Consider the following 13,749-nt stretch of genomic DNA (forward strand, 5'->3'; position numbering starts at 1 on the left):
TTCGGGCTGCTCTTGCCAAATTTTGTCCTGCTCTTCGTTGTTCTTCGGTCACTTAGCTAAGGCTATGTTCCCTCATCACGCCTTGATCAGAACAAAATTTGGCTGCGTTCGCTCCAAAAGCAAAACCCCAACAAGCTCTAAGTTAAATGTTGGTTGCATTCGTTGCGGAAAGATAGTGTTAATAAAACAACAAGCTGCCATTTCCGCGAGTGGAAATTTAAGAAAACAGCCTGGATTTATGGAATTATTGATTGGAATTAACGTAGAAGCGTAATTTTCTTCTGCACTTTGGGGGCTAGTGTTTTGTAAAGTATGAAAAGCGAAGTAAGGTGTCAGCAGGTTTTTGTCCAGATCAAGGCGGCGGTTCGCGATTATAGCCGTAGCTACATGAGCGGTTCGCTAACGCAGAGCTGGGCAAAAAGATGCCACAGATTACTCGTTGTTTCATACTTGACAAAGCACTAGCTTCTTGCTTCTTCTCTGTCCAGCGTTTTGGTAAAGCGGCGGGGCGTGCGAATAGATACGTCCACCGCCTCCCCGGTCACCGGGTGCTTAAAAGAGAGCTGAAAGGCGCAAAGGAAGAGGCCCTTGCCCAGTATAGTATCTGATCCTGAGGCGTACTGCTTATCCCCTACGATCAAGTGGTCGGCTTGCTGCAGGTGTATACGCAGTTGGTGGGTCCTTCCGGTGACGGGCCTGAGCTCCACCAGGGAGAGGTGCCCGTAAACAAGGGAGGGCACTGTCCGTAGCGTACGAAAATTCGTGATAGCGGTTTTGCCTTCGATTGGGCTGTCAAAGCTGCCCTCCTTAGGTGTTTGCCCGTGTACTACAGCTTGATAGGCCTTTTTGACAGCATTGTCTTCAAAAGCACGGCTCATATCCATGAGTGCACTTTTGGTCTTGGCCAATAGCACCAGCCCCTTGGTAGGCAAATCAATGCGGTGTACGGCAACCGGGCGGGGCAGGGCATCGGGCAGGGGCGGTGGCGGCACTTTACCCGCCAGGGCGTTCTCTACAGTTTGTATACGGTCGCCATTGGTGGCGATGCCCCCGGGCTTATTAATGATGATAAGGTGGTCATCTTCCCATACTACCGGCAGTTCCTGATCAAATTTCCGGGCCTTGGGCAAGCCCGCGCCTTTAAGCTGAAGCTGATCTCCTTTCTTTAGTACAGTGTGAGGTTGGGCCGGCTGGCCATTGATGAGCAGGCGTCCATCGGCTATGGCTTTCTTTACCGCTGTCTGGCTGCCCAGCAAAGGAAAGGCCTCCCGGCAGTAGTCCGTCAGTGATGTGCCGGGCGTGATGCTCCGGACCCGGTGCTTTTGTTGGCGTTTGGGCATGGTACTTAGCTTTCCTGCAAAGGAACAGGGTTTGGGGCAGATTGCCAAATGCAGCGGCTGCGGCCAGGAAAAACCATAATACTAAATCCCACAGGCGAAGGCAGGAATCCCAAAAAACATCTCGCTGCCCCCTAACCCCCAAGCTCCTTCGCTGTAGCTTCAGCGCTCGGAGAGAGCGGGAACCACCGCCCGCAGAAAACCGAAGCACTCGCAAAGACCTACCCAAACACCAGAAAACCAAAGCACCATAAAACCAGACCCCAGGGTACAGCCAAGCCAAAACCACAACACCCACCGCCCAACGTAGCCTTGGGGAAGGCGGAAACACCACAACACCAGGAAACCAAAATACCACACCTCTAACATTGCGACCAACCCCTGCAAAAACTCAGCCTTTACAGCCACATTGCTACCATTCAGAACACCAGGGCTACCATTCAGAACATTTTGGATGTTTTTTTAGGGCCGCTGGTCACTTTGATGCTATCTTTCGCGCATACTCCCCCCTTTCTCATGCTGCTTTCAGTTGGTTCCCCAACTGGCAGTTGTTCTTTTGTCTTTTGGCAGGTATTGGTGCCAAGAACCTTCATCTTAAAACAAGTGAATATCATGACCTCTTTACGTTTACAACTTTCTCTGCTGTTTTTGTTTCCGGTGGCGCTGCTGCTGGGCAATACGATATCAGCTTCCGCTGATGATGCCGTTCTGAAAAACGGCTATACCGATCCGCCCCTGACGGACTTCTTGAACCCGGATGGAAGCTTGAATGTCACGCCAGGCTTTTCCGGGCAGATAGACATCGCTGGCTATCACATTCAGCTGGATGAATGCGCCGGCCCGGTGGCAGTTCCGGATGGGATGGCTTCTGCAACGGGTACCTGGAGTGCTCTGGGGTCTGGGTTGAATAATAAGGTAAACACGATCGCCGTAGCCGCTAACGGCGACCTCTATGTCGGAGGGGCCTTCACCGAGGCCGGAGGGATTTCCGCTGATCGTATTGCCAAATGGGACGGCACCAACTGGAGCGCGCTCGGTAGCGGATTGAATAGCGAATGTCGTACTATAGCAATAGCTCCAAACGGAGATGTCTATGCAGGCGGTATCTTTTCTACCGCAGGCGGTGTAACGGTGGACGACATTGCGGTATGGGATGGTACAAATTGGAGCGCTGTGGGCAGTGGCTCTTCTGTCTTTTCGTGTTTGGCTTTGGCTTTTGCTTCGGACGGCACCCTTTACGCCGGGGGCTCCTGGGTAAATATCGGGGGCGTACGCTCCTTCTCGATTGCCAGTTGGGATGGCACAGACTGGAGTGCCCTGGGTGCGGGCCTGGCTAACTCCTCCGGAACAATAGGCTTTTGCCTTGACATCGCTATTGCTCCGGATGGCAGTGTATACGCGGCAGGCGAATTTGCCACAGCAGGCGGGACACCGGCTCTAAATATCGCCAAATGGGATGGCACGAGCTGGAGCGCCCTGGGGGCAGGTACAAATGCCAGGGTAAACGCCATAGATTTTGCCAGTGATGGCACCCTCTATGCTACAGGCGATTTTACCGAAGCAGGCGGCAGCCCGGCCGGGGCAATCGCCAAATGGGATGGCACCAACTGGAGTCCTCTGGGCAGCGGGCTAGGGTTTACAGGTTTTGACTTCGGTTTCGGCATTAAAGCCGCTTCAGATGGGAATGTGTATGTGACCGGGCAATTCAGCCTCACAGCTGGGGGGTTCACCAGCGATAGGAACATCGCGAAATGGGACGGTACGAGCTGGAGCGGCGTAGGCACCGGGCTCAGTTCATCTACCAATGATGTAGTGGAAAGCCCTTCCGGTGATATTTATGTCGGGGGCAGCTTTGGCGCTGATAACGACTTTCCCTTTGTAACCCTCAACAACATTGCCCGCTTGATCCCACCCGTCCCCTGCGATATAGCAATCACCTCCGTGGATAAAACGGATGAAACCTGCCCGGGAGAGGACGATGGCAGCATTACGATCAATGCTTCCTGCAACTCCTGCGCCAGCATTCTGTACTCCATCGACGGCGGAACTACCACACAGACTTCTCCCACTTTCTCCGGGCTCACGCCGGGCACTTATCAGCCCTACGTGGAGGATAGTGGCGATGATACCTGTACTGATGCGGCAGCGGGTGAGACCATCGCTGACGGAATAGATAGCGAAGCTCCATCCATCTCCTGCCCGGGAACGATAACAACAGCTGTTTTGGGTCAAAACTGCCAGAAGACCCTTTCTGATTACACCCCTTTCGTTAACGCTTCTGACAATTGTGATACAGAGCTGACGCTTTCGCAGTCCCCAGCAGCCGGCACGATCATTACCGGCGAGCAAGACCTGGTTGTTACTGTAACGGCTACGGATAATGCCAACCTTATGAACAGCTGTACCTATACCGTCCCGCTCCGGGATATAACATTTCCGGAAATTGACTGCCCTGAGAACGTTATTGTACAAGCCACGGCCGCCACTTGCACGCCAATCGTCAATGATATTGAAGCTACGGCTTCTGACAACTGTACCGTTAATCCGGATATTTCTTACACGACCACTGGCGCAACGGTGACTAGTGGCAGCGGGTCTGCGATGCTTAGTGGCACCAGTTTTTCCGTAGGCGGAACCATCGTGACCTACACCGCAACAGACGATGCCATGCAGCCTAATGAGGCGAATTGCTCCTTTATCATTACTGTACAAGACAATACGGACTGCGGCTGTGGCAACCCCCAGCCCGGCGATAGCTGCGATGATGGCGACTCCGAGACTGATAATGATGTAATACAGGACGATTGTAGCTGTGCCGGCACTTCCTGCGATATTGCCCTCCTAAGCGTAAACGAAACAGATGAGACCTGCCCTGAAGAAGGCGATGGCACCATAACTATCAATGCTTCCTGCACCTCCTGCGATGGCATCCTATATTCCATTGACGGCGGAGCGACTACGCAGACGTCCCCCACTTTCACCGGGCTTATGCCGGGCAATTATCAGCCCTATGTGGTGGATAGTGGTGATCCGGCCTGTAGCGATGAAGCAGCAGAAGTGATGATTAATGACGGAGTGGATACAGAACCCCCTTCTTTCTCTTGCCCACCGAGTGTATCTGTCAATGTTGACGCTGGTACTTGTGGTGCAGTCGTTGATTATAGTGTCTCTGTTTCCGATAATTGTTCCATTGTAACCAACTCGGGTAGCGGAGGCGGAGCGGACGTACTCTTGCTTTACGATCAAAATACCAGCAATACGACAAGTCTGAAGAATGCGATTGAAGCAGGAGGGCATACCGTCACCTTGGCTTTTGCTGGAGGTTTCAACGGGACTAACCCTTCTTTAGCTTCTTTCGATGCCGTAATCCATCTGGAAGGGCTCCCGTATGGAAATATGCCGGTAGCGGGCCGTACTGCTCTGGCGGATTTTGCGGTCAACCAAGGCGGCGTATATATCGGGACCGAGTTTATTGGGTTTAACGTTGATTTTGTTAATTCCTACCTTGAGATGAAGGATTTGATACTCTTAGAAGTGAGTTGCGACAACGGTTGCGGCAGTAGCGCAGTCGAATACTCAACAGTTGCTGGTCAAGAGAATCACCCTGTCCTTGCTAACGTGCCAGGCAGCTTTACCTTACCGAGCAGTTACCACTACACGGCGCAACTCAGAACCTTTAACAGTAATCCGGCAATTGCTCTGATGGAGAACGCTAGCCTAGGTGTTACGGCTGCTTATCGGGAATTCCCAGGTGGCGGCAAAGCAGTGCATTTTGGGCATTCCGCTCACTACACTGCCGGTGGCGCAGTTTTGTCTGACCCAAATGCCCAGTTGCTCTTTTTGAATGCGGTTAATTTAGCAGCAACCGGGTCCGGCTTCGAACAAAATTCCGGATTAAGCTCCGGCGAAGTTTTTCCCGTTGGCGTTACTACGAACAGCTTTACCGCAACGGATGTGGCGGGTAACGTCGCTGCCTGCTCTTTTACCGTCACCGTTACCGATAACGAAGCCCCTACCGCCATCTGCCCAACCATTTCCGATGTAATGATTACGGAAAACCGCACCGCCACCCTCCCGGCCAACATCGGCCAGGGCTTGTCTACGGACAACTGCGGCACGCCAACTGAAAGCAGCCCGATGCTGTCCTTCGACTGCGATGACCTCGGCCCGCAGACCGTCACCCTCACTGCAGATGATGGCAATGGCAATACGGACTCCGAACACTGCAGCTTTATGGTGGTGCTGCCCGACGGCCTGCCCAACGGCTGGACCGCCTCCGATATCGGCACCCAAAACAGCGACTACAGCTTCGACCCCTGTGTGGCAGGGCCAACCGACTACAACATCAGCACCGATGGCTACCATCTCCTCCCCAACACCTCGGATAACATGGCCTTTGCTTCCCTGCCCCTCTGCGGCAACGGCGGCATACAAGCCCGCATCGAAGACGTGGAGGGCGGCTACGCCGGCCTGATGATCCGCGAAAGCAGCGCACCGGGCGCCAAGATGACCGCCATTTACAGCAACCTGACCAACCTACTGCGCCGGGAGACCCGCTATACGACGAATGGAGCCCGCAGCTCCGGCTTGATCAATGCTGCCTTCCCCACTATGCTGCGCCTGGTCCGTCAGGGCGACTGGATCCGCGGATTCTACAAGAACAGCAGCCAATGGGTGCTTTTCCATCAGGTCTACCTGCCCATGGACGAGTGCGTGGAAATGGGGCTGGCCGTCTTCTCCACCGATCCCTTCGGTACAGCAACGGCGACCTTTGACAAGGTCAACTTCATGTCTGGCATGAACCTGTCGGCTCCAAACACCGGCCCGATTGCGGACGCCCTTGCCGATGTACAACGCGCACGCATAGCGCCTAACCCGACCTCCGGCGCTTTCACCCTCGACTTCGAGCGGCCCCTGGAGATCGCAGCAACGGCTGTACTGCGCAATGAGCTCGGACAGGCCCTGCAGCAGCTGCAGCTCCCTGCCGGCGCGGTCAACCACAACTTCGACGGCTCCAACCTGCCCCGCGGGCTGTACTTTCTCGAAGTGCGCGACGCGCAGGGCTACCGGGAGGTGCTGAAGGTGGTGCGGCAGTAAATGACTGCCCGCCAGGCTAAACCCTGGTAAATATTTAAGCCCCGTCAGAGGTCATTGGACGATCTGACGGGGCTTGTTTTTCGTTGCTGCTCCGGCATGCCAAAGCCAGGAAGACCATAATACCCTCCGTCCGACGTAGCTTTAGCGAAGTCGGATCAGTCCGCTATAACCAAAACACCAAAAAACCACGACATCCCGCCCCTGACACCCCCATTGCTACCATTCAGAACACCAGGGCTACCATTCAGAACATTATGGATGTTTTTTTAGTCCAATAGGTCGCCTTAGTGCTATCTTCAACGAATGTCCCCCCCTATCATAATTTATTTTTTTCACTAACTATTACCTTTCCCGGTTCTAAACACCAGGGAAATAACATCAAGACTTTCACTATAATGAGGAACACAATTACTATTACAGCATTTTTGCTATTTTTCGTGCTCAATGCTTTTGGACAAAGCATTCATACTAGCGGTGCATACGTCGAATTCAAAAAATCAAAAGTAAAGAAAACCGCAGAGGAAGATTTTCCTACTCGAAGCAGCTCAGGCTGTACAGACTATATATTCAACCAGAATGTTGGACTAGATGGTGTTTTTGGTGGTTTTGTTACAGAAAATATTTCGAAATATCCAAATGGGGATATATACAAAGGATACGATGATTTTACCCTTACATCAAATGCTACTATCGGAACAGTACTTATTAATGTTTTGGACTACACCTTTAACTGCACTTCGCCAGCCTATCAGGTTTCCGTTCTGGCTGATAACAACGGAGCCCCCGGAGCAGTAATAGCCACCCAGTCGGTACCAGTAGGAGGTGCCCCCATGACTTGGGAGGGAGTTGCCGAGCAGTGGTCAGGAATTTTTATAAAGATTGTTCACATCCCGATTGATCCACTTGATCTTACTCCCGGAACGTATTGGTTAGAAGTCAATGCCACTGCTCCAACTGCTGATCTTTTTTCCCAGACAACCCTCTGGTGTCCTCAAACTATAGTTGGAAATAATAATGGATTTAGTACAAAACAGGTCCCTGATGGTCCGGTAACTACGCAGAAAAATAGATTAAATTTTGCCTTTGCGATCTGTGGCCCAGGTAGTATGCCATTATCGGCCTGCGCTCCTCCTCCTCCGGCGATAGAAGCCGAATGCGAAAATACTAGCGTAAGCTTACAGTCCGGCGGTACCGCCAGTATCACTGCCAGCGATGTAGATGGTGGCTCCTCCGGCTTTACCAATATCAGCGTAAGCCCTTCTACTTTCGACTGCACCAATTTGGGTGACAATGTGGTTACGCTCACGGTAGATGACGGCAATGGCAACAGCGACAACTGCACGGCCACCGTCACCGTAGTCCTGCCCGACGGCCTGCCTAACGGCTGGACGGCCTCCGATATTGGCACCCAAAACAGCGACTACAGCTTCGACCCCTGTGTACCGGGCCCTACCGACTACGACATTAGCACCGATGGCTACCACCTCCTCCCCAATACCTCCGATAACTTGGCTTTCGCTGCCCTGCCCCTCTGCGGCAATGGCGGCATACAAGCCCGCATCGAAGACGTGGAGGGCGGCTACGCCGGCCTGATGATCCGCGAAAGCAGCGCACCGGGCGCTAAGATGACCGCCATCTATAGCAACCTGACCAACCTGCTGCGCCGCGAGACCCGCTACACGACGAATGGGACCCGTAGCTCCGGCTTGATCAATACTGCCTTCCCCACTATGCTGCGCCTGGTACGGCAGGGCGACTGGATCCGCGGATTCTACAAAAACAGCAGCCAATGGATACAGTTCCATCAGGTGTACCTGCCCATGAACGGGTGCGTGGAAATGGGGCTGGCGGTCTTCTCCACCGACCCCTCTGGTACGGCAACGGCTACCTTTACAAATGTCAATTCTATGTCCAACCTCATAACCCCCGGCCCCGGCGGCAACAGCAGCCCTGCCGCTCTGTCTAATTTCCAGCAGGCACGGGTATCGCCCAACCCGACCTCCGGCGCCTTTACCCTCGACTTCGAGCGGCCCCTGGAGATCGCAGCAACGGCTGTACTGCGCAATGAGCTCGGACAGGCCCTGCAGCAGCTGCAGCTCCCTGCCGGTGCGGTCAACCACAACTTTGACGGCTCCAACCTGCCCCGCGGGCTGTACTTCCTCGAAGTACGCGACGCGCAGGGCTACCGGGAGGTGCTGAAGGTGGTGCGGCAGTAAATTAACCGCCCGCCAGGCTCAACCCTGGTAAATATTTAAGCCCCGTCAGAGGTCATTGGACGATCTGACGGGGCTTGTTTTTCGTTGCTGCTCCAGCATGCCAAAGCCACTATGCTCCAGCAGAAAAAAGTTATCTCCCCTGCCAAAGCCAACATAACACCCACCGTCCGACGTAGCTTTAGCGAAGTCGGTCCTCCGTCCGACGTAGCTTCACGCGAAGTCGGATCCGTCCCCTATAGCCACAACACCAGAAAACCAGAATACCAAAGCACCAAAAAACCAGAGCACCCTCCGCCCGCCGTAGCTTCACGCGAAGGCGGAAAACCAGAATACCAAAAAACCTGCCTCGCCCCAATTCTACCCCTTCGTCTGCACCTTCACCTCATTGGAGTCATCGATACCGCTCAGGACCTCCACTTTGATACCATCAGAAAGGCCAAGCTTGACCTCGCGCTTCTCAAAGGAGCGGTCGCCAGTCTTGATTTCCACGTAAGTGGTATCGCTTTCGTAAAGGATATCGCGCTCCTGTATGGCCAGCACTTGCTTGCGGCGGTCGAGTATAATATCAGCATTGGCGCTGTAGCCTGCGCGGAGGAAGATATCGTCTGTGGGTTTGACCGCGGCACGGACCTCGAATTTCACGGTGCCCTCCTCGTCCTCGCCTTTGGGCGAAATAAACTCCAGCGTTGCCTCAAAAGAATGATTGCTAATGGCGCCAACGGTAAGCAGCAGCGGCATGCCCTCTTTCAGCTTGCCTACGTCAGACTCGTCTACCTTGCCTTCGAAGATCAGGGCATTCATGTCGGCGACGATGGCGATGCTCGTGCCTTCATTGAAGTTGTTGCGCTCAATGACGGAAGTGCCTTCCTCCACCGGGATGTCCAGCACCATGCCATCGAGGGTAGAGGTGACGATGTTGGCTACCTGCCGGGAATTGGAGCTGGCCCCTTCGCGCAACAGTTGGAGGTTGTTGATGGCCGCTTGCAGTTCCTGCTCGCGGATGTCCACTTCAGTCTCGAACTGCTTCACACTGTTTTGGGCTACCACTTTGGCATTTTCAAAAGCCGCACGGGCTAGCTCGAGGTCGAGCCTGAAGCGGTTGTAGTCTTGCTCTGAGATCACCCCTTCTTCAAACAAGCCACCCTGCCGGGCTTCCTCTTGTTTGGCATTTTCAAAGCTGGCCCGGGCTTCTTCAATATCCAGTTGCTGTTTGTTCAGATTGCGCTGCCGCGCCAGTTCGCGCTCTGCTTCCTGCAGGCGCAGCCGGGCCAGGTCTACATTAGATTTGGCGGTGTTGATGTTGACCTCGCTGGGCACCAGTTTGATGCGGGCCAGTTTCTGCCCTTTGGTCACGAGTTGGCCTTCTTCGACGTAGATTTCATCGACCACACCGGAGACCTGCGGCTTGACCATGACCTCCTTGCGGGGCCGGATCGCGCCGGTCGCCACCGTTTTCTTAATAATGTCCGTTTTTTCAGGATGGACCACCTCGTAATTCTCTGCTTCTTTGGTATTGCGCTGGTAGAAGTAGATGCCCAGACCAATGGTGGCAACCACCAAAAAGGCACCGAAACCAATTAGACAACCTCTATTCATGATAATGACTGTTTTTTATGGGTGACTTCGTTATTCATCTTTTAGTGCGACAACCGGGTTGACCCGTGCCGCGTGCCGGGCGGGGATGGCCCCGGCAATAACCCCGGAAAGCGTCAGCAGGATGACTGCCCCAACGCCAACCGCAAGGCTGATTTCCGGATTGTGAAAATTGTCGAGCTCTACACCATTGGCGCGCATGAATGAACTGATGCCCCAAATAAGGAAGGTGCCGATGATCAGCCCCAGGTAGCCCGAAGTAGCGGTGATGAGGACGGACTCTGCCAGTACCATACGAATGATACTTGATGGGGGAGCCCCAAGAGCTTTACGTACCCCGATTTCCTTGGTCCGCTCTTTTACGGTAATGAGCATGATGTTGCCCACGCCTACGATACCCGCCAGGAGCGTGCCGATCCCCACGAACCACAAGAAGGCGTTTATGCCCCCAAACAGGTTGGAGATGCTCAAAAATTCATTTTCCAGGTTGAAGGAGCCAACGCCCCGGGGGTCGTCCGGGTGTATGTGGTGCCGCTGCTTCAGCAGTGCCTTTACCTGCGGCTCTACCTGGCTAACCAGCACATTGGGCTGTGCCGAACAAACGAAGTAGTCAATGCGCTCGCCCGTACCAAAAGTGCGGTACATGGCCGTCAGCGGAATGACGATGGACTCCATATCGCTTTCCGTCCAGGGCTTTACCTGCTGAGGGCCAAAAGTGCCGACTACCTGAAACTCAACCCCCCGCACCCGGATATATTTCCCAATGGGTTCTTCCGGCCCAAAGAGCAGCTCGGCGGTGCGCTGCCCGACCACGGCAACTTTGCGCGCCTCTTCAATATCTCTGTCGTTGATGTAGCGGCCGGAATGTAACTTCAGCGCCTCTATTTTGATCATATTATTCAACTCGCCCCGGATTTCCCGGTTTTCGCCAATCTCATTGTAGTACACCGGAACGCTGTTTATAGACAGGCGGGGGGCGATGTACTGTACATCCTTCAGGTTGTTCTGAATGGCTTCAATATCTTCCAGCCGAAAAGTAGGGTACCGGCCCGGCTGAAAGCCCTGGTAAGGCATTGTGGAAGACTCCGGCCAGACGTACATGATGTTTTTGGCCCGTTCTCCAAAGCCCCGGAATACGCCATTTTCCAGGCCTTTGCCCATGCCAAGGACAAAGACCAGCATGAAGATACCCCAGAATACGCCCAGCGCGGTAAGGCCGGTGCGGAGCTTGTGTTTTTTTAGGGTGGCAAGGATTTCCTGCCAACTGTCGCGGTCTAGTAGCATAATCGTTAACTTCTCATGGCTTCAACAGGATTAATACGGGCAGCCTGACGGGCGGGCATCCACCCGGCAAGGGCACCGGCAATGACCAGCACCAGCGTAGCTGCAAAGCCCATACTCAAATCGACCTGCGGGCTACGGAAGTAATTGACCTCCAGGGACTCCATCAGGCTGATCACGCCCACCCCTGCCAGCAGGCCGAGGTACCCGGCAACTGCCGTGATGAGAATAGCCTCCTGCAGGATCATTGATACAATGGAGTAGGGTGTGGCCCCCAGCGCCTTGCGCACCCCGATTTCCCGGGTCCGGTCTTTGACGACAATCAGCATGATGTTGCTAATGCCAATGACGCCGGCAATAATACTGCCCAGCCCCACAAACCAAACGAAGACCTTAATGGCAGCAAACAGGTTGGTAAACTTCTGGTACTCCTCCGCTGCGCTAAAGACCGATACCGCTTGCCGGTCTTCCATACTGAAGTCGTGGCTGACAGCAAAAGCGGCATGTACTTTATTTTCGAGTTGCTTGGTCTGCTCCAGGTTCAGGTCCTTGGTGGTCAGCATAAGCTGATGAAGGCGGTTGGTGCCTGCATAGACCTTTTGTGCGGTCGTGACCGGAAGGTAGATGATCCGCATTTCGTTCTCGCCGCCGGTGTCGCTGTAAGTACCAACTACGGTGTACACGATCCCTCCGATTTCAATCTCCTTGCCAATGGCATCCTCTTCTCCAAAAAGATCCTGCTTTACAATCTTACCGATCACCGCAACTTTGCGGATCTCTTTCAAGTCGCGCTCGCTGATGTAGCGGCCTGCATCAATGAGGGTATTTTCCAGGTAGCGGTGGTCCGGGTGGACCGCGCGGGTACTGAAGGAAAGGCGCTTGTCTTTGTAGATCGTCATTTGGTTGCCTGACAAGTAGTAGCGCCCGGTAAGGTATTCGATGTCATCAAACTGCTCACGCAGCATGTCGTAGTCCTCATTGGTGAATTCAATTTGACGGCCCTTGGGCAGCCCGCGGTAAGGCATGGAAGTGGTGCCGTTGCGGATCCACATGCTGTTGATGGCATCGTCCCGGAATTCATACTCCACACCGTTTTTAAGGCCGTCCCCTGCACCGAGCAGAATGATGAGCATGAAAATGCCCCAAAAGACGCCCAGGGCAGTAAGGATCGTCCGCAAGGGGTGGCGCTGAATAGAATTGAAAATTTCTCTCCACTTATCGAAATCAATCATGGCCAGCTGTTTTTGGAGAAGCAGAAACAGGGCTTCCGTTGGACTCAATAAGACCGTCGCGCAACCGGATAATTTGTTTAGTCATAGCGGCGATGTCATTCTCGTGGGTGACAATGAGCACGGTCATCCCTTCCCTATTTACCTTTTTAAACAGTTCCATGACCTCATAGGAAGTCTTGGAATCGAGTGCGCCGGTAGGCTCGTCAGCCAGAATAACTTTGGGCTGTGTGATCAGCGCCCGGGCAATAGCGACCCGTTGCTGCTGCCCGCCGGACAACTGAGTGGGCAAGTGGTCAGACCAGTCGGCCAGGCCTACCATGTCCAGGTATTCCACTGCGCGTTTATGGCGTTCGTGGCGTTCTACTTTTTGGTAATAAAGCGGTAGGGCAACGTTCTCCGCAGCCGTTTTGAAAGGCAGCAGGTTGAACGACTGAAAAACGAACCCGATAAATTTATTGCGGTATTGCGCGGCTTCGGTTTGTGAAAGCCCCTGTATAAGGGTGCCATCCAGCCGGTATTCGCCTTCGTCGTACTCGTCTAAAATCCCCAGAATGTTGAGGAGCGTCGATTTGCCAGACCCGGATGAGCCCATGATAGAGGCGAAAGCACCTTCCTTGAGGTGCAGGTCAATGCCTTTGAGGACTTCCATCCGGTTGTACCCGGTTTGGTAGGATTTGCGGATATTTTTAAGTTGTATCATATGCAGTCGGGTTGCGTTAAGAGCTGTCTGACCAGCCTTTCAAGCAGCCGGTAAGTTTTTCATTTTATGGCAGAGAGGCATTTCTTTTGGACTAAAGCCCTCTAATTTTAGATATAGAGCATGCATATTCGCTGCGTTTTATAATTAGAGCGTGTTGGGACTTTTGTCTTCTAGTCGAAAACTAACAATTTTTTGGTTAGACGAGGCACGAAAACCGGAGTTTAGCCTTAGCTAAATAGCCTGTCCCGCAGTTTGCGGGAAGGGTTTCCGGGACGAAGTATAAGCAAAAAAGT

General features: G+C 53.5%; 8 protein-coding genes. 3 read left to right on the forward strand and 5 right to left on the reverse strand.

The features are described 5' to 3' along the window. Positions 1 to 274: hypothetical protein (locus RIC19_RS04555; protein WP_350177108.1), on the forward strand; the 274-nt coding region annotated here is incomplete at its 5' end. A 187-nt stretch (positions 275 to 461) separates the two neighbouring features. Here RIC19_RS04555 and RIC19_RS04560 read toward each other — a convergent pair. Then, positions 462 to 1,340, reverse strand: coding sequence for an RluA family pseudouridine synthase (locus RIC19_RS04560; RefSeq protein ID WP_350177109.1), 879 nt, complete (start codon positions 1,338 to 1,340; stop codon positions 462 to 464). A gap of 609 nt (positions 1,341 to 1,949) precedes the next feature. On the opposite strand from RIC19_RS04560, the gene RIC19_RS04565 reads away from it, so the two are divergent. Next, the gene (locus RIC19_RS04565; RefSeq protein ID WP_350177110.1) at positions 1,950 to 6,434 is read left to right on the forward strand and encodes an HYR domain-containing protein; all 4,485 of its coding nucleotides are present in this window, start codon (positions 1,950 to 1,952) and stop codon (positions 6,432 to 6,434) included. A 1,106-nt stretch (positions 6,435 to 7,540) separates the two neighbouring features. Further along, positions 7,541 to 8,650, forward strand: coding sequence for a T9SS type A sorting domain-containing protein (locus RIC19_RS04570; RefSeq protein ID WP_350177111.1), 1,110 nt, complete (start codon positions 7,541 to 7,543; stop codon positions 8,648 to 8,650). Positions 8,651 to 9,007: 357 nt separating this feature from the next. Here the strand turns inward: RIC19_RS04570 and RIC19_RS04575 are convergent, their stop codons facing one another. Genes RIC19_RS04575 through RIC19_RS04590 form a run of 4 tightly spaced genes read right to left on the reverse strand, consistent with a single transcriptional unit; the run spans position 9,008 to position 13,456 of the window. Further along, complete coding sequence (locus RIC19_RS04575; protein ID WP_350177112.1) at positions 9,008 to 10,246, reverse strand: efflux RND transporter periplasmic adaptor subunit; 1,239 nt, start codon at positions 10,244 to 10,246, stop codon at positions 9,008 to 9,010. A gap of 30 nt (positions 10,247 to 10,276) precedes the next feature. Further along, positions 10,277 to 11,527 carry an ABC transporter permease gene (locus tag RIC19_RS04580; protein ID WP_350177113.1) on the reverse strand — a complete coding sequence of 417 codons (1,251 nt, stop codon included), beginning with the start codon at positions 11,525 to 11,527 and terminating at the stop codon, positions 10,277 to 10,279. Positions 11,528 to 11,532: 5 nt separating this feature from the next. Further along, entirely contained in the window at positions 11,533 to 12,756 is a 1,224-nt protein-coding gene (locus RIC19_RS04585; protein ID WP_350177114.1) for an ABC transporter permease, read from the reverse strand. After that, positions 12,749 to 13,456 (reverse strand): ABC transporter ATP-binding protein, encoded by a 708-nt coding sequence (locus RIC19_RS04590; RefSeq protein WP_350177115.1) that lies wholly within the window; start codon positions 13,454 to 13,456, stop codon positions 12,749 to 12,751. Before RIC19_RS04590 ends, RIC19_RS04585 begins: the two co-directional genes overlap by 8 nt. Positions 13,457 to 13,749 lie beyond the last annotated feature (293 nt).

It is taken from the genome of Phaeodactylibacter sp. (assembly GCF_040219495.1).
Taxonomy (GTDB): domain Bacteria; phylum Bacteroidota; class Bacteroidia; order Chitinophagales; family Saprospiraceae; genus Phaeodactylibacter.

What these genes read in the sequence shown, in the direction of transcription:
- RIC19_RS04575 (WP_350177112.1), bottom strand. Translation starts at nt 10,246, where the DNA reads ATGAATAGAGGTTGTCTAATTGGTTTCGGTGCCTTTTTGGTGGTTGCC.
- RIC19_RS04585 (WP_350177114.1), bottom strand. Translation starts at nt 12,756, where the DNA reads ATGATTGATTTCGATAAGTGGAGAGAAATTTTCAATTCTATTCAGCGC.
- RIC19_RS04560 (WP_350177109.1), bottom strand. Translation starts at nt 1,340, where the DNA reads ATGCCCAAACGCCAACAAAAGCACCGGGTCCGGAGCATCACGCCCGGC.
- RIC19_RS04580 (WP_350177113.1), bottom strand. Translation starts at nt 11,527, where the DNA reads ATGCTACTAGACCGCGACAGTTGGCAGGAAATCCTTGCCACCCTAAAA.
- RIC19_RS04565 (WP_350177110.1), top strand. Translation starts at nt 1,950, where the DNA reads ATGACCTCTTTACGTTTACAACTTTCTCTGCTGTTTTTGTTTCCGGTG.
- RIC19_RS04570 (WP_350177111.1), top strand. Translation starts at nt 7,541, where the DNA reads ATGCCATTATCGGCCTGCGCTCCTCCTCCTCCGGCGATAGAAGCCGAA.
- RIC19_RS04590 (WP_350177115.1), bottom strand. Translation starts at nt 13,456, where the DNA reads ATGATACAACTTAAAAATATCCGCAAATCCTACCAAACCGGGTACAAC.